This window comes from Bacillus sp. 123MFChir2 (assembly GCF_000383235.1).
Lineage (GTDB): Bacteria > Bacillota > Bacilli > Bacillales > Bacillaceae_G > Bacillus_A.
The window spans coordinates 33,642-52,255 of sequence record NZ_KB910939.1; the positions used below are offsets into that span (position 1 = coordinate 33,642).

Here is an 18,614-nt window from a genome sequence, read left to right on the forward strand (position 1 = left end):
TTAAAAGCTAATGTGTTTTAAAGTGGGGGAAATTCTCTACATATTCACTTTTTCACATTCTCAAACTCTTGTTTAATGTTTGCTAACAATGATTCCTCTGTAATTAAGCGATAAGCCGTTAGTGCTAATGCTTTTGCTCCAACGATTAATGCTTCATCTCCTCTTTCAGATCGTGCCGCTTCTCGAAATGCGTCTGTATGTGCAACTAAATCATCACTACCAATTTTAATGTAAGGATGAATTGTCGGGATTATTTGACTAACGTTTCCAGCGTCGGTAGAACCAATGCCAATTCGTTCATCACGATGAACATTTTCTCCTAATTCTTCTAGTTCTTCAGCCACTATCGCATTAAATGCTTGGTTAATTACTAAGTTATCAATCTCATTTTGAAATTGTTCAATCTTTACTGTTGTACCGGTCGCAAGCGCAGCTCCTTGTGCGATGTTACGAACCTTTTCTGTAATTTCTGTGCATCGTTCTCTCGTTTTTGCTCGAATAAAGAAGCGGGCAGATGCGTAATTTGGAATAATATTTGGTGCTTTTCCACCATCTGTAATGATCCCATGAATACGCACGTCGGTAGGCAACTGTTGACGAAGCGCATTAATACTATTAAATAATTGTAAAACAGCGTCCAATGCATTAATTCCCGCTTCTGGTGATGCAGCAGCATGAGCTGATTTTCCATAAAAATGAAAATCTAGTGGATCTAATGCGAGAGATGGACTAGTTGTTGCTGTTTTCCCGCTTGGATGGATCATAAGTGCTGCATCAATACCTTTAAACAAGCCTGCTTTTACATAACTTCCTTTTGCACTTCCGTTCAGTCCTCCTTCTTCTGCCGGTGTACCAAACACAACAACTTCTCCGCCAATTTCTTCAATCACCTCTGATAAAGCAATTGCCGCAGCTGTGCTAATTGTTCCAATTAAATTATGTCCACAGGCGTGACCTAAACCTGGGAGCGCATCATATTCTGCTAAAAAAGCAATTGTAGGTCCTTTCTTTCCAGAGCTTTTTCTCGCAATAAAACCCGTTTCATGACCAGCGATATGATGTTGAAGTTGAAAACCCGCACTTCCAAGTAATAAACTAAGCGTTTTGGATGCAAAAAACTCTTGGTTTCCAATTTCGGGATTCTCATAAATTGTATGACTCGTTTTTATGTAACGATCTCTTTTCTCCTCAATACTTTGCACAATTTTAGTTCGATGCGTAGTAATTTGTATAACTCCCATATTTCATTCCCCTTTCAATATACAAAATAAAAAACCTCATTCTAAAAGATAGAAAGAGGTTTCGTAGTATACACAATACATATACTTATGCCATCTTTCTTATCTTTCAAGCCTTACACTTGCTGGAATTGGCACAGTATTCATAATGAATCCGCTGCCGAGGCTTCAAAGGGCCAGTCCCTCCACCTCTCATGATAAGAAATTTAAAGTATTCATATAGGATTAATTTTGAAATTATTTTCATTCTAATTTCATCATGAACAAAAGTCAAGAAAATTCTATATTTTTATATCTAAAAACCCTTTTAGTACTCCAACTGTTTGCGGTGCTTGTAGTCTCGCTGTTATATACGGAAATTCTGGACTACCATCAAAGATCATCTGAGATGTTAACGGGGCACCTACCCACATGATATCATCATCATCGATGATAACAAATGGCATCACTTTATTTTGACGATGCACTTGTACGTTTTTTATCGGAACTTGACCTTCTGTATAGATCATTACCGACGCTTCTACACGTGCTAATGCTTGCCATACTCTTTTATCTATACGACTTGAATTAGGAATAGATACAATGATTTTCTTTTTCGCTGAGATCATATCTTTTAATAATACTTTCGTCTCTTCTTTGCTTGTTTGTACAAACCATCGCAATCTTTTCGTAATCTTCCGCTCTAAAATTGATCTTGATGTTGTGCGATCATACACATCTCCCTGCTTGTGTAAATGAGACGTTAAATGCGATAAAGCCTGTTTTCGCGAAAGGTTTTGCCTCATATATTGACAATCTGATAGCTGAATAAATTTCCCTCTCGCTCTCGTTACCGCAACATTAACGAGACGGTGATTTTTTTTGTCAAAGAAGAGCACACCCGGCCGTTCTTGCGGATAGCTATCAACTGTATCGAACAAAATCATATCACGCTCAGATCCCTGGAATTTATGAACTGTTGCTGCTAGTACAGGCGCATTTTTGAACTTTGTTTTCTGAAGCAATTCCCTGATGCACGTTGATAAAAAGCGTGACTGGGCACGATATGGTGTTACAATACCGATTGACGATATTCCATCCACTAAACCAATTAAGGTAAGTTGCATCGCTAATAATCCAGAAAAGATATTATAACGTGAACTAGATGCAGCATCTTTTAATGAATAAGCGCCCATATTACTTGTATCTAGTAAAACCGCAGCTTCTTTCATGAAAGGCTGTAAAGTTGCAATATTATTTCGCTCAGTCACAGAAGGATGGTCGAACACTTCGTTTTTATAAATAAACTCATTCGTAAAACTAGAAATATGCGGATGCATACGACGCTGTTCTCTAAGCATATATAAATTCGGATGCTTTATACGTTCATTTACCGCATCTACTATGCCAGCATGGTAAAACACGTCTTCTTTTAACCACTTATTCACAAGCTCACCGTTCGACAATGCAATTGGTGGTAATTGTAGAAAGTCTCCGCACACGACAATACGCTTTCCTAAAGAAGCTGCTAAGGCAATTTGCGGAACATATGCCATACTTACTTCATCGACGACAACAAGATCGAACGTTCTTTCATAAACAAGTGAATCGATTGCACATTTTGATAATGTTGCCCCAATGACTTTGGCATTTTCAATATACTCTTTTTCGACCTCTTTCACTTTTGCTTTTTGCTTTCGAAGATCGCCCTCTATTTCCTGCATTTTTCTTTTTTCAGCAGAAGTCGCTTTATAAGAAAGAATTTTTTGTCTTAATTCTTGTCTTAATTCTTCTAAATAGAGCCTCTCTTCTTCCCATTCTTCATTTGTTGATTCAACTAATCGCGTAGTTAGTAACGTTTCATGATTACGAATTTGGTCATTTTGACTAAAACCATACCGAATCACCTCTCCCGGTACCCACTTCTCTTTTTTCTCAATTTGTTTTGTTACTTCGCCCATTAATACATCAACGGCTGCATTACTATGAGCTAATACAAGAACAGATTTCCCACTTTGATAATGAGCTGCAATAATGCGCGATAAATTGTATGATTTCCCAGTTCCCGGCGGTCCCCAGACGTATGTTGTTGCATTATAAAACGAACGATACGCAAGTTCATTTTTCTCTTTTTTCATTTTCACAATATGTTTTGGTTCACTTGTTCCTTGTAGTAACCGCTTCACGCGCTGACGTCTTTGTTTATCTTTTCTTACTTCTTTTAAACGTTCTTGCAAGTGTTCTAATAGCTGCCACGGCTCACTATATAATGCAGCTTCCTGTATATGATGTTGCATGTAACAATTAAGTTTGACTTCAATATCTAATCCTTGAACAGATAATACTTCCCCAGTTGCTTCCTCACCGTCAAATTCAATTCGAATCGGTGTTCCGTCCGGTAAACTTACTTCAGAAATAAGCTGAAATACATAGACACTACTTTCATAGTCTGTATATAAAAAACGTCCATTTATAATAGACAGTTTACTTCCACCAATTGTCTTCCAGTGTTTAATTTCATATGTTAATGCTTCATGCCACTCTTTCATCGTTTCTGTTAATGAAGGAGTTTGCGCAGATGTAATCATGTTTATGTCTCCTTCCTCTACTGCAAACATACTTTCTCACTATACCACAAACCTATAGCTTGATTAAAAGTGAAATGCTTCCTGCTAAAAAATAGATTAAGTGTTTTGAAATAGAATATAAAAAACGCAGCAAAATTTCACTGCGGTTTTTCGTTTTATCAATCCTTTTTGTACAAGCTTTCTATTAAATTTTTTAACATCTAATTCGCTGCTATACAAAATAAAACCTGATCTTTCTCCTTTTGTTTTCAACCATGCACGTGGCAGGAAAAGGGTGTTTTTATTAACGGGTTCGGTTATTGGGGAGAAAACAATTAAGTTGTTATATCAATGTTTTAGTTAATTTAGCATAATAATTAGCACATCAATATGCATACAAATTGAAACTGCCCCATAAATTTATGGGGTGTTGTTAAAACGAAATCAAACGGAGTAATGGAAATACCCGCGCAACGATTGGATATTTCAGATAAAAAGTTTGATTTAAAAGATATCATTTACCTAAAGTAGTTCGATTAATATTAAGTGAACTTATTTTTAGAAAAATGTGTTAAAATAAACCAATAGATTGTGCAGGTTGTACCTAAACTAACAGGTTAAATTATATTGTTTTAGAAAGGTTGTGCTTATTTGGAAAACAAAATGGTTATTCCAAAAAAGAACGGTATAATTAGCTATATTTCTTTGGTTTTTGGAATTTTTTGCTTTTTTATTGTTTTTGTAACACCGACAAGAATAGCAAATATCGGAAATTTAGTTGGAGATTATATAACATTTTTTCTTACGGGAATAGGTATCGTACTTTCTATAATTGGGATAGTGAAGAAAACAGAGAAAAATGTAATTCCTATAATATCTTTAATCCTTTCCTCCTCCTTCTTTATATTTTGGATAATCACGATTTTCTTATTGTTTACTGGTCAAATTGAATTTGCTCCGTAGTGTGCAAATACTTTAAAACGTTAGTTCAATAAGGACTGTAAAATATTTTGTTAAAAAACGCTCAGAAATCTGAGCGTTTTTGCTTGTTATTTATCTTGCTAATTTGCTGATTAGCAAATATTCACATTGTTATTAGCATTTTTCTCCCTGTCAACCGAACTCGTTAGGTTTTTATGTCATTTTTTAATTTGGATATATCTCCTATTTTGGAAGGTAAATGGTAAACGCAGTCCCCTCACCTTTCACACTTTGTACAGTAATACTTCCTTCATGAAGGTCAATAATTTTTTTCACAATCGAAAGCCCAAGGCCACTACCTTCGATTGTTCTATTTCGTGCCTCATCCACTTTGTAGAATCGGTCAAAAATCTTGTCAATCTCATTTTCACTCATACCAAGCCCTGTGTCAGAAATCGTGAGACACAATTCTGTTTCTTTCTCTTCCCCATAAAACGAAATAGTCCCGCCACTTTCTGTGAATTTAATGCTATTCGTCAGTAAATTTGTCCACACTTGATGAAGCAGGTTTTCATCTCCGTGCACCTGTATACTTGGAACATCCAGTTCCAGCGCGACATCTTTTTCACGCCATTGCCACTCTAACATAAAAATAACATCTCTTATTTGCTTACCTACATCAAATGTTTTTTTATCTAACACTCTTTCTTCTTTATCAAGAGACGCAAGCGTTAATAATTGCTTACACAAACTAGACATGCGTCTACTTTCTGATTCAATAATTTTCAAATAGCGCTTACGCTCAGATTCGCTCATCTCATTTGTTTGTAACGTCTTCGAAAACCCTTGAATCGATGAAAGCGGAGATTGAAATTCATGGGAAACGTTTGAAACAAACTCTTGTCGCATTTGATCTAAATCCTTTAAGCTTTTCGCCATTTTCCGAAAACTGACAGCCAGTGTTCCAATTTCATCTTTTCGATATTCTGGCAGAGCTACTTCATACTCTCCATTTGCAATTTTTTTAGTTGCCCTGGTAAAAAGCTGAATCGGACGTACAATAAACCGAGCTGCAATTGCAATACAAATAATACTTAATCCGACCATTAAACATAATAATACAGAAAAGAAAATACGCATTTCACCAAATTGCTGCTGAATATCTGGACGAATAAAGAGTGCATACTGCTTATCATCATGTTGAATTGGAATACCAATACTATTTAAAAGTTCATTATCAAAAAACCCTGTTATAAATAACCTTGTAGGATACGTCGAAATTCCATTATATGTATGGCCCTTTAATACACTCTCTATTGTTTCGTCACTCACATTAATTTTTCGAAATGCATTTCCATAACGTTTTCCTTGTTTTTGATCATCTACCACATAAATTTCAAACCCAAGATTAGAAATAGATTTCAAATACTCTTCACGATTTTGTTCATCGGACTGCTCATATAAATGCTTCACTTCTTGTGCGTATTTCAAAATCTTTTCACTGTTATATGGTTTCAAATACAGATGATAATACACATTCGATAATAAAAACCCAATCATACTACTAACTAACATTATTACAATAGAAATTAAAACAAACCGTGAATATAATGATCGCATTTTATTTCAACTCCAATTTATATCCAAGACCACGTACCGTCTTAATTTGAAAATCATCTGTTCGTTTAGAGAAGCGATCACGCAATCGCTTAATATGGACATCTACAGTGCGCTCATCTCCTGCAAAGTCCACTCCCCACACAAGTTCAATCAATTCTTCACGAGAAAAAATTCGCCCTGGGTAACTGGCAAGCTGTGATAACAACTCAAATTCTTTTAATGGCAATAAAATGGTTTGTTCTTGACAACGTACTTCATAGCTTTTTCGATCGATTGTCGTTCCATGCAATTGAATAACATCTGCACTTAGCATTTGATAACGACGTAACAATGCTTTCATTCGAAATAATACTTCAGCTGGTTCAAATGGCTTTACAATATAATCATCCGTCCCAACAGAAAAGCCCTTTTCCTTATCTACTAACTGATCTTTTGCTGTTAGCATAATAACTGGTATATCATAATATTTTCGAATTTCTTCACAAAGTGTGTAACCATCTATATGTGGCATCATGATGTCAACAATGGCTAAATGAATCGTTTCTTTCTCTAATATAGACTGTGCTGCTTTTCCATCTTCAGCTTCCCACACTGTATACCCTTCTTTTTGAAGGTGATAGCGAAGAAGCTCTCTTACATGTAAATCATCATCAGCTAACAAAATATGTATCATATATCCAACCCTTTCCTTCAGTCAGTACGACTATACATTATAAGATAGGTACTAAATATGCAAGAAAAAAAGAGAAAGCAAATTGCTTCCTCTTCTATTCTAACGAATGAATAAATAAACCGCTACGAAGCTTTGGTTCAAACCACGTTGATTTTGGCGGCATTACTTCCCCTGCATCTGCAATAGCTAATAAATCTTCCATTGTTGTTGGGTACATTGAAAAAGCAACGGCCCATCCTTCCTCATCAACGAGTCTCTCTAACGCTTTCAGCCCTCTTATTCCTCCAACAAAATCAATTCTGTCATTTGTACGCGGATCATCAATTTGTAAAATAGTATGCAATAGTTGATCATGTAAAATGGATACATCCAGTCTATTTACAACATCATTTTCATCAACTCTGTCTTCTTTCACCGTCAACTTATACCATGCTTTATTCAAATACATTCCAAATGTATGACGCTCTGTTGGTTTAAATGGAACCGCTTCTGCTTTTTCTACATAAAAGGTTTGCGATATTGCTTGTAAAAATTGTTCTTTTGATAATCCTTTTATATCTTTTACAATGCGATTATAATCCCATATTTCTAATTCATCTTTTGGAAAAAGTACAGATAAAAAGTAATTAAATTCTTCTTTACCTGTATAATCATCATGTGCTTCTCGGCGCATCATTCCTACTTTTACAGCCGATGCAGAGCGGTGATGACCATCAGCAATATATAAAGAAGGGATATCCTCAAACAATTCGATTAATGTAGCAACGACTTTTTCATCATGAATCATCCACGCTTTATGTCCAATACCATCATCTGCCGTAAAATCATAAACCGGGCTATGCGTTATTTTCCAATTCGCGATTACATTTGTAATTTCACTTTTCCCGCGATACGTTACAAAAATAGGCCCTGTATGAGCATTACAGACATCAACATGGCGAATACGATCCTTTTCTTTTTCAGCTCTCGTCCGCTCATGCTTTTTAATTGTATCGTTGATATATTCATCAATCGATGTACAAACAACCAGACCAGTTTGAGATCGACCATTCATTATAAGTTCATAAATATACAAACATGGTTGCTCTTCTTGTATAAGTACACCTGATTTCATTAAATACTGTAAATTTCCTTTTGCTTTCTCATATACTTCGCTATCGTAAGGAGAAATAGATGGATCTAAGTCAATTTCTGCCTTGTCAATATGCAAAAACGAATACGGATTATCTTTCGTAATTTCTTTCGCTTCCTTACTATTGAGTACATCATATGGAAGAGCAGCTACCTCTTTTGCACGCCCTTGTATAGGACGAATCGCTCGAAATGGTTTAATTGTTACCACTGAAATCTCTCCTTATCTACATTAACAGGTACCAATTGGTTCAACTAATCATCCGCACTGCTACGACACCTGCAATGTCTCTAATATTCGCTAACACATCTTCTTTAAGAATATCATCTATACCATTATCAATATCAATCATTGTATAGGCGAAAGAACCTTTACTACGATTAATCATATCTGCAATATTTATATGATGCTCTGCCAGGCATGCCGTAATTTGTCCAACCATGTTTGGAATATTTTGATGTGCAATTGTAATTCGTTTTTTGCCGATATACGGCAATTCTACATTGGGATAATTTACTGAATTGCGGATATTACCAGTTTCTAAAAAACTTTGCAGCTGCCTCGCTGCCATAATCGCACAATTCTCTTCTGATTCATATGTAGATGCCCCAAGATGCGGCGTTGCAATCACATTTTTCATTTGCAACACACGCTCGTTTGGAAAATCTGTTATATAATGATTCACAATCCCCGTTTGAAGCGCTCGTTCCAACGCATCTTCGTCAACAAGCTCACCACGAGAAAAATTTAAAATGTGAACGCCTTTTTTCATTACTTGAAATGCATGTTCATTTATGATACCTCGCGTTTGTTCGAGCAACGGAACATGCAAGGTAATATAATCGCATGTCGCAAACACTTCTTCTAAACTAAACGCGCGCTGCACTTGTCTCGATAATCGCCAAGCTGTTTCAACAGAAACATATGGATCATAACCAACGACGTCCATTCCTAATGCTAAAGCATCATTTGCTACAAGAGCACCAATTGCACCGAGTCCTATAACTCCAAGACGTTTCGAGGCAATTTCTGAACCAACGTATTGCTTTTTCCCTTTCTCTACAAGTTCCGGTACTTCTTCACCTTGCAGCCTTTTTGTCCATACAATACCGTCTATAACATTACGAGATGACATAATTAAACTTGCAAGAACAAGCTCTTTTACAGCATTTGCATTAGCCCCAGGTGTATTAAAAACAACAATTCCTTTTTCTGTACACCGTTCGACTGGTATATTATTTACACCTGCGCCCGCTCTTGCAATTGCTTTTAAATCACTTGAAAACTCCTCATGGTGCAATGAGTAGCTTCGCAATAAAATACCATCAGGATTCTTGGTTGTTTCTCCTATTCTATATCTCTCTTTTGAAAACGTAGTAATTCCTTTTTCAGCGATTTGATTCAACGTTTGAATATGAAACATTTTCTCATCCCCTTATCTGTGTTTCTTTTCAAATGCATACATGAAATTCACGAATTTTTGTACACCTTCCACTGGCATTGCGTTATAAATACTAGCACGCATACCGCCAACTGAGCGATGTCCTTTCAATTCCTCAAAACCATGCTTTTTCGCTTCTTGAATAAACAACGCATTTCGTTCATTTGAAGAGGTTGTAAATGGAATATTCATTAAAGATCGGTATGTAGTTTGTACGGGTGAAGTGAACACACTTGATTCATCTAAAAAGTTGTATAGAATTGCTGCTTTTTTGTAATTTCTTTTTTCGATTTCCTGCACACCTCCTTGTGCTTTCAGCCACTGCAAAACTAACTTTGTTACATAAATACTGAAAGTTGGCGGCGTATTATAAAGTGAATTATGTTTACTGTAAGTTCCATAGTTTAACATTGCCGGGCAAGAAGAATTCGCAGCACCAACCAAATCTTTACGAACGATGACAACTGTTAACCCTGCAGGCCCTAAATTTTTCTGTGCCCCAGCATAAATAAGACCAAACTTAGTGACATCATACTCTTCAGATAAAATATTTGAAGACATATCAGCAACGAGTGGGATTTCTCCTGTCTCAGGAATATTTACATAACGCGTACCTTCAATTGTATTATTCGTTGTAATATGCATATAATCTATTTCTTGAGAAAAAAGTGTACGATTGAATTCTGGAATGGATGTAAAGCGGTCATGTTCAGAAGATGCAACAACCGAAACCGTTCCGATTTTTTCTGCTTCTTGGATCGCTTTTTTGGACCAGGAGCCTGTATGTACATATGCCGCTTGTTTATATCGGTGCATTAAATTGAGTGGAATCATGGAGAATTGTAAAGATGCGCCCCCTTGAATAAAAAGAACTTCATAATTTTCAGGGATATTCATTACCTCACACAATAGACTTTTCGTTTCGTCTATAATATCCTGAAAGACTGCAGATCTGTGACTCATTTCCATTATCGACATTCCTGTTTCCTGGTAATTCAATAAATCTTTTTGTACTTGCTCTAAAACAGAAATAGGAAGTGTAGATGGCCCCGCTGAAAAATTGTATACTCGATGCATCATATTCCCCTCTCTCTTTTTGTTTTTTGTAAATATTAAAACTTTCTGAATTATAACTCATATAAAATAACCGGTCAAATCGTTTCCCCTATTTTATTCTAAGAAGTATTGAAATCGTTCTCATGAGTGGGTTTTCACGACGTTCTTTTTTACTTTCTTTTCGTATTGAAACAAAAAAGTGTTAAGCACGTCTGCTTAACACTTTGAATAATAATTGTATAATTGCTAATTACTTGCAAAAAAACGGTCATAAATTTGATAAAGTGCAGAAATACCAATAAGCCAATAAACGGTATCAACAAGCGCTGGTACAGAACCAAAAATTTTCTCCACTAGATTAAAATCTAGCGCAACAAATAACCAGTTTAAACCGCCAATAATCACCAGAATTGCTGTAAGGTATGACAAAAATTTCATTATGATTGCCCCCTTGGTGAAAAATGGTGAAAGGCCTTTCGCTATATTATATGCATGGAATTGTTGAATTTGCCTATTATTTTTATTTTTTCGTTTTAAACATATAAGTCGCTACTGTGCAGAATACAAAATGACCTGTACTTACTTTTCCTTTTGTTTTAAATCTTACCTGTGAAAGAAAAAGGCCCTAACTACTTCTATATACATTCATTTTGATTTACTAACATACAAATCCCTGCTATGAAAAATACAACATAATCTACACTTGCTTTCTCCCTTTGTTTAACACTTGGCATGTGGCAGACTCCTATGCGCGCTCAGACGCTCTCGTCCCCTAAAAAAGGCGGTTTTTATGTTAGTTTTTCAATTTGTATTTATATAGCGTTGCACTTTATACCGTTTTTAACTTTCCTTCAAATATTATTTTTCGTCCACAAGGCTCTACAACCGTTTTGCCATCTCTTTTCACTTCATGAAAAATAGGCTCTTCCATACGGCGTGACGGTGCATATCCTTCCTTTTCCATTCTTTCGAGGCACTGTGTAATTGTTTCATCTGGTAATACTTCAAATTTCTTCTTTTTTAATTGCTTTGTCATTATTTTACCTACTTTCTACTTTCCTTATCATTGCTTGACTTTTCATATATGCCACATAAACAATTGATATTCCTGCCATAATGAGCATAACGGCAAAGAAAAAGCTTGTATCCTGTATTTTCTCTATAAATAGGCCACCTAATACAGGCCCAGTAATGCTTCCGATACTAAAAGCAATCCCACACAAAATATTTCCTGCTGGTAATAAATGTTTGGATAATAAATCAGTCATATAACCGAGTCCAAGTGAAAAACAGGATCCAATAACCATACCAGCAAGTAACATAAATATAAATACAAGCCAATAATAGTCATCAAATATAGCTGCGATTAGAAAAATCACTGTACTAACGCTAAACGCCCATGTTAAAATACGCTCTCTTCCAAGACGATCACTAAGAATACCAAGTGGTATTTGCGTAATAATTCCACCGATCGAAAATGCTGGCAATAAAAATGAAATTTGTTCAACAGACCAACCTTTCCTCATCGCATAAACAGGCAAATTACTATTAAGCATTCCTTCTAATACTCCGTAAGCTAACGGTGCAAGTAAAGCGATCCACCCCATTATCCAAACTTGCTTATAGCGCTGCAAAGAGGATTCGCTTTCTTGATTCACTTCCCCTTGATCAGGAAATGCGTTTTGCGCTGGAATTAACAATAACCAACCTATTAAACAAAGGATAGTTGATACAATAAACGGTGTTGCAATACCATATTGTACTGTACTCGCTAAATAAGGACCCATTGCAAAACCGATACTAAAAAATGCTCCATAAATAGAAACTTGTTTTCCAACCTTGTGCGGACTAGCAGTTGTCGTAATCCACGTTTGTGTTCCAACATGAAGCATATGATCCCCTACTCCAACTAAAAAACGAAGAACAAACCATACCCAAAAAGAAGAGGTTTGCGTAAACAAAAATAGTGCTCCAACAACAATGAAGCCTCCAATTACAATAAGAGGTTTCATTCCAAATTTTTGCATCGGTTTCTCAAGCCAAGGTGAAATAACAAAAATACCAATATATAATGCCGTTGCATGAAGGCCATTAAAGCTTGAGCTAATTCCTTCTTTCTCAAAAATCATTGCGATTGCCGGTAACAACATACCTTGTGAAAGTCCAGAAATCGCAACAATTCCAACCATGATCCAAAACGTATACTTTCTTCCCATTTTATTACGCTCCCTCGATAAACTCACATCCTTTATTATAGATGTTTTATCCGTAAATCGTATACTCTTAATTTCCACAAAAATAAAGCTAGAAGTTCAGACTTCTAGCTTTCATCCTTCCCATACTTGAGCTTTTACATATGGCTGCATATGGTTTATATATGATTTCATTTTAGGAGCATAAAAAACGGGTTGCGGCACAACTACACCTTGCGCTGGATGCGAATAAGAATAAGTCACATAATATTTCGTTCCATATACCGGAGGGTATGTATGGAAGTATAATTTTTGTATATGCGTATTAGTACCATTTAGCAAAGGATGCGCATACACAGTCCTATCACGAATTGATGGATAAGCCATTTTCGGAATCAACATCGGTACAAAAGTAGCTGGTTCTGTATAAAAAATCACCATAACCTTCTCCTTTTCAAAACAATCCTATTACAGTATACGTTTCTTATGTGCAATAGGAAACAGTACAACTATCCATTCAAAAATGCGATTACTTCATTTATAAACACGTCTAAACAATCGATATATGGCGAATGCCCACAATCTTCTAGCATGACCAATTTGGCATTTGGTAAATGCTTTGCCAACTCTTCACCAACTACTTTTGGTACCACATAATCACGATCCCCTTGGAGAACTAATGTTGGCACTTGAATTCGATTCATATCCCCGTTCCCTGATACAACTCCGTTATGTTCATCTGATATATTAAATGTTACAAGTCCATAATTTACATCAACAAAATTCCGCTGCGATAACATATCATTCAAATATTTTTCATAGCGATCTGGACTAGGCTGATGATGCGTATAAATAAGTAAATTCCAGACATTACGATAATACTGCTTATCCTTTTGTTTTAAAGCTTCAACAACAGGTGCAATTTGAACAGGATCTTCCGCTATTTCTTCTTTTGTTGTTAACAGATTTGATACAATTGGTTGACCATTTATATCCTTCTTATATATTGGATATCCTTTCACCCCTACTGATTCTACCAATATAAGTTTATTCACATTCATCGGATAAGTTGCTGCAAACTGCATCGCAACTCCTCCCCCCATTGACCATCCGACCAATGAGAAGTTTTTCAATTGCAGTTCATCCACAAACAACTTCACATCTTCTGCAAAATCATTCAATGAATCAATCGGATGATGATAAGTCGAGAAGCCAAAACCTCGTAAATCAAGAGCATAAATATGATAAGAATCTTGCAGGTGTTCAATAACTAAATCCCAATGCTGTGAAGATGTCATATTCCCGTGAATAAGCACTACTATTTCTGTTCCACTTCCTGCTTCTTGATAAGCAATTGTTTCTCCATTTGATAATGCTACTGATTTCATAATGGCAGGTTTCATCATTTTGTATCCCCCTCAAAAGTATCAATAACACACATTTAAAAAAACAGAAAATTCAAACTTAATTATATCATACAGAATATACGTTCTCAATCTGAAAGTGAACTTTTTTTCGTAAGCGTAACGATAGACTACTAGACAATTCAGAAAAAAATAGATATAGTTAGCTAGGTAACTAATTAGGAAAGGAAAAAAATATGGACGAAAAACAACACTTTTTTCACACTGTCAGCCAAACTGCGCGGAAATTTTCCAAGAGATTCAACGAACGTGTTTCTCCAACTGGTTTATACAGCGCGCAGTGGGCCGTCATCTTCAGGCTAAATCAAACCGGTCCTTGTACACAAACAGAATTGTGTCAATACTTAAACGTTGAGTCTCCAACAATGACCCGCACTTTAAAGCGTATGGAATTAATGGGATGGATTACTCGAACAGAGGGAACCGATCGACGCGAAAAGCTCATTTCATTATCAGAAACAGCAATCGCAATGATACCGAGTTGGCAGGCAGAGGTCTACTCATTTGAAGAAAAAGCATTGCAAGATATTAGCGATGAAGAGCTTCGCCTTGCTTTTCATGTGCTACAAAAAGTAATTCGAAATCTTGATTAGAAATTGGAGGGATGACTATGGAAAGTCAAAGACTTTGGACGAAAGACTTCATTGGAACATGTTTGAGTAGTCTATTTCTCTTTTTAACATTTTATATGCTCATAACAACCTTGCCTGTATATGTTATTGACGGATTAAAAGGAAAACCTGAAGAAATGGGTCTTGTGGCAACAGTGTTCCTTATTTCTTCTGTAATCTGCCGACCATTTACAGGGAAATGGCTTGATGATTTAGGAAGGAAGAAAATTTTATTCATCTCCCTTTCGTTATTTTTAGCTGCAACAGTTATGTACTTCGGTGCGCAAAGCTTATTTTTACTGCTTGCTCTTCGCTTCTTACATGGTATCGGATTCGGAATGGCAACAACTGCTACTGGCACAATCGTAACAGATGTAGCGCCGGCTCATAGGCGCGGTGAAGCGCTTGGTTATTACGGAGTATTTATGAGTTTACCGATGGTTATCGGTCCTTTTTTAGGTTTAACGATTATTTCTAAATTCTCATTTACAGGTTTATTTATCCTTTGTTCTATATTTTCTATCCTTGCTTTTCTATGCGGACTATTTGTAAATATTCCTGATGAAAAAACAGCTGTCACTAACGAAAAAAAACGTATGCAATGGAAAGATTTAATAGAGCCTTCAACAATTCCAATTGCTCTGACAGGTTGTGTACTTTCCTTTTCCTATAGCGGTATTCTTTCATTCATTCCCGTTTATGCGAAAGAGCTTGGCATGGCCGATATTGCTAGTTATTTCTTTGTTGTATACGCAATTGTAGTGGTTATTTCTAGGCCATTTTCAGGAAAAATATTCGATCGATTCGGAGAAAATGTTCTTATTTATCCATCTATTATTATCTTTATGATTGGGATGTTCATTTTAAGCCAAGCACAAACGTCATTTTGGTTACTTGCTTCTGGCGTACTTATCGGCTTTGGATATGGAACCTTAATCCCGAGCTTCCAAACAATTGCAGTTAGTGCTGCACCAAATCACAGGCGCGGATCTGCAACAGCTACTTATTTCTCATTCTTCGATACAGGGATTGGTATCGGTTCTTTCGTTCTAGGAATTGTCGCAGCGCATTCAAGTTATCATCATATGTATTTTATTTCTTCCATTATCGTTGCATTTACATTACTGATTTACTATTTTCTTCATGGACGAAAACAAAAGTTCAAAAAGCAAACAACAGAAGAAAAACTATCTGCTTAATCAAATAAGAGAGAGTAAACTTCTACGTTTACTCTCCTTTTTTTGCTTCTTTATAAGCTCATCTCTTATAATAAGATAAGAAGGAGGTTTATATTATGAGGTTTAAAAAATCGCCGCTTATTTTCATCATTTTAATTTTCATGTGTATATTAACTGGTATAGGATTTACGTTATTCAATCCAAATAAAAGTTTTTCTTCAAGACAAACAGTAACGAAAAAAAACTGGTTACAAGATCCGTATCTTCGTTGGTCGTATTCACATATGCGCGAATTTGCTTCAACAAAAGTTGTCGCTAAAAATCCAAATTATATATCCTCACTTCGGGCTAATTTGCAAGACCTAGATAAGCTAGAAATTAAAGATGAAAATGACAAAAATACAACGGTTCGGAAATTATTAGAAAAACATAAAACAGATGCGTTCGTTGTTCTACATGATGGGAAACTTGTATATGAACGGTACTTAGATGGATATAAAACAACCGAACCACATGGCATGGCATCGGTAGCAAAAGTATTTACAGGGCTGCTCGTTAATACCTTCATTGAAGAAGGAAAGCTGCAGCCAAACGCAACTGCAGAAACTTATGTAAAAGAATTAAAAGGAACACCATTTGGAATAGCAACAATTCAACAACTATTAGATATGCAAGTTTCAGTAGAATATCCAACTCACGGTTTTAAGCAAGCTGGATTAGATAATCAAGATGCACAATTATATTTAGCAAGCAACCTTCTTCCTCGCAGTAAAAAATATGATGGACCGGTAACAATATATGACATGTTGCTAGAAGCAAATGAAACCGCAGCTCCAGGAGAAACATTTTCATATAATAACGGTTCTGCAGAAACACTAGCATGGATCCTTCGCACTGTAACAGGAAAATCGCTCGCAGATCTAGTAAGTGAACGCATTTGGTCACCAATTGGCGCAGAAGAAAATGCATATTACGTTGTTGATGAAACAGGAGTAGAACAAGCAAGTGCAGGATTAAATGCCACCGCCCGAGACATGGCGAAATTGGGGAAAATGATTTTAGACAATGGTGTATATGACGGAAAACAAGTTATTTCTTCTTCTATTATTGAAGAAATTAAACATATACAAAAATACGAACTTCCAGTCGGCGATGGCGAGGAATATTCTTATCATAATCAGTGGTGGATCTCTCATAACGAAAATAATGCATTCGAAGTACTAGGCAGTTATGGACAAAGATTGTATATCGATCCAACTGCGCATATGGTTATTGTTCATTTTTCTTCCAATGCGAATCTTAATGGAGAAATACAATCCGCATATGACAATATGTATTTGCAAATTGCTGAATACTTACAGAGAGCATCCTCTAATTAAGTTTAAATCCCTAAATTTTTGTTACGAAAAGAGCTGTCTCATGACAGCTCTTTCTCAATAATTGTAATTACATATTTCCATTGTTCTTCTGAAAGACATAACGGTTTTAATTGAAACACCATAGAACAGATATCTTCTATATAATGGACATTCCCTTGTAAAAATCCCCATTGAAGAAACTTAGGTACATACAAATCTGCAACTTGTTCACTTTGTTCTACTAAAATATCCACTTCTCTTTCACAAACGCCTCTTATAAGATACTCTTCTCGCACTTCTTGTTTGACTTTAGTAAATTGCTCGCTTTTCTCCTTTATATCAGATAAACACCTAAGATAAGAACAAAACAAATCATCTTCTCTTTTACATATACTCATAATTTTGTAAATCAGTTCTCTATTTTCCATAATTCCGTTTCCTTTTCATACATTCTTTATAACCATTCCTCTCTCTTTTGACTCATCAAATGGCAGCACAGAGCTAAAGTATTCTTTATAAAACTAAGAACGGTTACACAATATCCCATCTCTTTCAATCCTTTTTTTCATGTTTCAAAATGGCAGCATTGAAGCTAGAAGAGTTTGGATGCACATATACAATTCATATGCTCATTGCAAACAACACTTTCCTTTAATTCCCTTTTGATTTTTCTGTACACACATGATATTCTAATACATGTCAAAGGGCAAGCCTCTTCGACAAAACGACTGACACCTAATTCGGCGATGGTGTCTTTTTTATTTTTCAGCCGAGAATACCCATCTTTTGGGGCATATTTTAATTTTTAACACTACACACTCAGCACCATTTCCTTGTAAAAAGACTGCATAGCACAGTCTTTTTATCTACATAACGCTTATCCAATAGGATGAACTTCCAAATAAACACCACTATAAAAAAGGGAGCGTAATTCCCTTTTTGTTATTTTACTATATAATAAACTCTCTTATCATCTATACATTTATGTTGCTCTGCTAAAGTAATTTTCCCATCCAATTTTAGTTCATCTAGCAGTCGCAATAAATAGAATTGCTGCAGCATCTTCTTCGCAAATTCCCCTTCATGTTCAGTAGTAATATGTTGTTGAATATCCAATAATGTAATCGGCTCTTCCTTCTCTTCCATATAATTATAAATTGTATTACGTAGTGTAATATATTTCTCAAGTGTCATGGTATGCTCGCTCCTTTCTTCTCGTTGTCC

18 protein-coding genes and 1 riboswitch are annotated in these 18,614 nt (G+C 35.8%); of the genes, 4 read left to right on the forward strand and 14 right to left on the reverse strand.

What is annotated here, in order from left to right; all coding sequences use genetic code 11:
• Window positions 1–44: 44 nt before the first annotated feature.
• Complete coding sequence (locus H280_RS0110605) at window positions 45–1,241, reverse strand: M20 family metallopeptidase (RefSeq protein WP_020061100.1); 1,197 nt, start codon at window positions 1,239–1,241, stop codon at window positions 45–47.
• 96 nt (window positions 1,242–1,337) lie between these two features.
• A riboswitch (SAM riboswitch) is annotated at window positions 1,338–1,442 on the reverse strand.
• Window positions 1,443–1,519: 77 nt separating this feature from the next.
• Entirely contained in the window at window positions 1,520–3,835 is a 2,316-nt protein-coding gene (locus tag H280_RS0110610) for an AAA domain-containing protein (RefSeq protein ID WP_028411191.1), read from the reverse strand.
• 612 nt (window positions 3,836–4,447) lie between these two features.
• Between H280_RS0110610 and H280_RS0110615 the strand changes: the two genes are divergently transcribed.
• Entirely contained in the window at window positions 4,448–4,747 is a 300-nt protein-coding gene (locus H280_RS0110615) for a hypothetical protein (protein ID WP_442852820.1), read from the forward strand.
• A 201-nt stretch (window positions 4,748–4,948) separates the two neighbouring features.
• Here H280_RS0110615 and H280_RS0110620 read toward each other — a convergent pair whose 3' ends face one another.
• The 10 genes from H280_RS0110620 to phaZ all read right to left on the reverse strand — a co-directional run bounded on the left by H280_RS0110620 (window position 4,949) and on the right by phaZ (window position 14,225).
• Window positions 4,949–6,325 carry a sensor histidine kinase gene (locus H280_RS0110620; RefSeq protein ID WP_020061103.1) on the reverse strand — a complete coding sequence of 459 codons (1,377 nt, stop codon included), beginning with the start codon at window positions 6,323–6,325 and terminating at the stop codon, window positions 4,949–4,951.
• 1 nt (window position 6,326) lies between these two features.
• The gene (locus H280_RS0110625) at window positions 6,327–6,998 is read right to left on the reverse strand and encodes a response regulator transcription factor (RefSeq protein ID WP_020061104.1); all 672 of its coding nucleotides are present in this window, start codon (window positions 6,996–6,998) and stop codon (window positions 6,327–6,329) included.
• 94 nt (window positions 6,999–7,092) lie between these two features.
• Window positions 7,093–8,340, reverse strand: coding sequence for a DUF1015 domain-containing protein (locus H280_RS0110630; protein WP_020061105.1), 1,248 nt, complete (start codon window positions 8,338–8,340; stop codon window positions 7,093–7,095).
• Between the two features lie 40 nt (window positions 8,341–8,380).
• Window positions 8,381–9,553 carry a 3-phosphoglycerate dehydrogenase family protein gene (locus H280_RS0110635; RefSeq protein ID WP_020061106.1) on the reverse strand — a complete coding sequence of 391 codons (1,173 nt, stop codon included), beginning with the start codon at window positions 9,551–9,553 and terminating at the stop codon, window positions 8,381–8,383.
• Between the two features lie 12 nt (window positions 9,554–9,565).
• Window positions 9,566–10,648, reverse strand: coding sequence for a 3-phosphoserine/phosphohydroxythreonine transaminase (serC, locus tag H280_RS0110640; RefSeq protein ID WP_020061107.1), 1,083 nt, complete (start codon window positions 10,646–10,648; stop codon window positions 9,566–9,568).
• 225 nt (window positions 10,649–10,873) lie between these two features.
• On the reverse strand, window positions 10,874–11,065 hold the full coding sequence (locus H280_RS0110645) for a DUF378 domain-containing protein (protein ID WP_020061108.1): 192 nt from the start codon (window positions 11,063–11,065) through the stop codon (window positions 10,874–10,876).
• Between the two features lie 391 nt (window positions 11,066–11,456).
• Window positions 11,457–11,663, reverse strand: coding sequence for an NETI motif-containing protein (locus tag H280_RS0110655; protein WP_020061110.1), 207 nt, complete (start codon window positions 11,661–11,663; stop codon window positions 11,457–11,459).
• A gap of 4 nt (window positions 11,664–11,667) precedes the next feature.
• A complete protein-coding gene (locus tag H280_RS0110660; RefSeq protein WP_020061111.1) occupies window positions 11,668–12,843 on the reverse strand; it encodes an MFS transporter in 1,176 nt (391 codons plus the stop codon).
• 111 nt (window positions 12,844–12,954) lie between these two features.
• Window positions 12,955–13,260 carry a hypothetical protein gene (locus H280_RS0110665; RefSeq protein ID WP_020061112.1) on the reverse strand — a complete coding sequence of 102 codons (306 nt, stop codon included), beginning with the start codon at window positions 13,258–13,260 and terminating at the stop codon, window positions 12,955–12,957.
• A gap of 68 nt (window positions 13,261–13,328) precedes the next feature.
• Entirely contained in the window at window positions 13,329–14,225 is an 897-nt protein-coding gene (gene phaZ / locus H280_RS0110670) for an intracellular short-chain-length polyhydroxyalkanoate depolymerase (RefSeq protein WP_020061113.1), read from the reverse strand.
• A gap of 194 nt (window positions 14,226–14,419) precedes the next feature.
• Between phaZ and H280_RS0110675 the strand changes: the two genes are divergently transcribed.
• From H280_RS0110675 to H280_RS0110685, 3 genes are all read left to right on the forward strand, one after another.
• On the forward strand, window positions 14,420–14,836 hold the full coding sequence (locus tag H280_RS0110675; RefSeq protein ID WP_020061114.1) for a MarR family winged helix-turn-helix transcriptional regulator: 417 nt from the start codon (window positions 14,420–14,422) through the stop codon (window positions 14,834–14,836).
• Between the two features lie 17 nt (window positions 14,837–14,853).
• A complete protein-coding gene (locus H280_RS0110680; protein WP_020061115.1) occupies window positions 14,854–16,053 on the forward strand; it encodes an MFS transporter in 1,200 nt (399 codons plus the stop codon).
• Window positions 16,054–16,148: 95 nt separating this feature from the next.
• Window positions 16,149–17,411, forward strand: a complete 1,263-nt coding sequence (locus H280_RS0110685) for a serine hydrolase domain-containing protein (RefSeq protein ID WP_020061116.1) — start codon at window positions 16,149–16,151, stop codon at window positions 17,409–17,411.
• 38 nt (window positions 17,412–17,449) lie between these two features.
• Here H280_RS0110685 and H280_RS0110690 read toward each other — a convergent pair whose 3' ends face one another.
• Together H280_RS0110690 and H280_RS0110695 are read right to left on the reverse strand one after the other, a co-directional pair.
• Window positions 17,450–17,818 carry a hypothetical protein gene (locus H280_RS0110690; protein ID WP_020061117.1) on the reverse strand — a complete coding sequence of 123 codons (369 nt, stop codon included), beginning with the start codon at window positions 17,816–17,818 and terminating at the stop codon, window positions 17,450–17,452.
• 514 nt (window positions 17,819–18,332) lie between these two features.
• Window positions 18,333–18,584, reverse strand: coding sequence for a hypothetical protein (locus H280_RS0110695; RefSeq protein ID WP_020061118.1), 252 nt, complete (start codon window positions 18,582–18,584; stop codon window positions 18,333–18,335).
• Between the last annotated feature and the right edge of the window lie 30 nt (window positions 18,585–18,614).

Coding starts and splice junctions, on each gene's coding strand:
- H280_RS0110605 (WP_020061100.1), bottom strand. CDS start 1,241: ATGGGAGTTATACAAATTACTACGCATCGAACTAAAATTGTGCAAAGT.
- H280_RS0110610 (WP_028411191.1), bottom strand. CDS start 3,835: ATGTTTGCAGTAGAGGAAGGAGACATAAACATGATTACATCTGCGCAA.
- H280_RS0110615 (WP_442852820.1), top strand. CDS start 4,448: ATGGTTATTCCAAAAAAGAACGGTATAATTAGCTATATTTCTTTGGTT.
- H280_RS0110620 (WP_020061103.1), bottom strand. CDS start 6,325: ATGCGATCATTATATTCACGGTTTGTTTTAATTTCTATTGTAATAATG.
- H280_RS0110625 (WP_020061104.1), bottom strand. CDS start 6,998: ATGATACATATTTTGTTAGCTGATGATGATTTACATGTAAGAGAGCTT.
- H280_RS0110635 (WP_020061106.1), bottom strand. CDS start 9,553: ATGTTTCATATTCAAACGTTGAATCAAATCGCTGAAAAAGGAATTACT.
- serC (WP_020061107.1), bottom strand. CDS start 10,648: ATGCATCGAGTATACAATTTTTCAGCGGGGCCATCTACACTTCCTATT.
- H280_RS0110645 (WP_020061108.1), bottom strand. CDS start 11,065: ATGAAATTTTTGTCATACCTTACAGCAATTCTGGTGATTATTGGCGGT.
- H280_RS0110655 (WP_020061110.1), bottom strand. CDS start 11,663: ATGACAAAGCAATTAAAAAAGAAGAAATTTGAAGTATTACCAGATGAA.
- H280_RS0110660 (WP_020061111.1), bottom strand. CDS start 12,843: ATGGGAAGAAAGTATACGTTTTGGATCATGGTTGGAATTGTTGCGATT.
- H280_RS0110665 (WP_020061112.1), bottom strand. CDS start 13,260: ATGGTGATTTTTTATACAGAACCAGCTACTTTTGTACCGATGTTGATT.
- phaZ (WP_020061113.1), bottom strand. CDS start 14,225: ATGATGAAACCTGCCATTATGAAATCAGTAGCATTATCAAATGGAGAA.
- H280_RS0110675 (WP_020061114.1), top strand. CDS start 14,420: ATGGACGAAAAACAACACTTTTTTCACACTGTCAGCCAAACTGCGCGG.
- H280_RS0110680 (WP_020061115.1), top strand. CDS start 14,854: ATGGAAAGTCAAAGACTTTGGACGAAAGACTTCATTGGAACATGTTTG.
- H280_RS0110685 (WP_020061116.1), top strand. CDS start 16,149: ATGAGGTTTAAAAAATCGCCGCTTATTTTCATCATTTTAATTTTCATG.
- H280_RS0110690 (WP_020061117.1), bottom strand. CDS start 17,818: ATGGAAAATAGAGAACTGATTTACAAAATTATGAGTATATGTAAAAGA.
- H280_RS0110695 (WP_020061118.1), bottom strand. CDS start 18,584: ATGACACTTGAGAAATATATTACACTACGTAATACAATTTATAATTAT.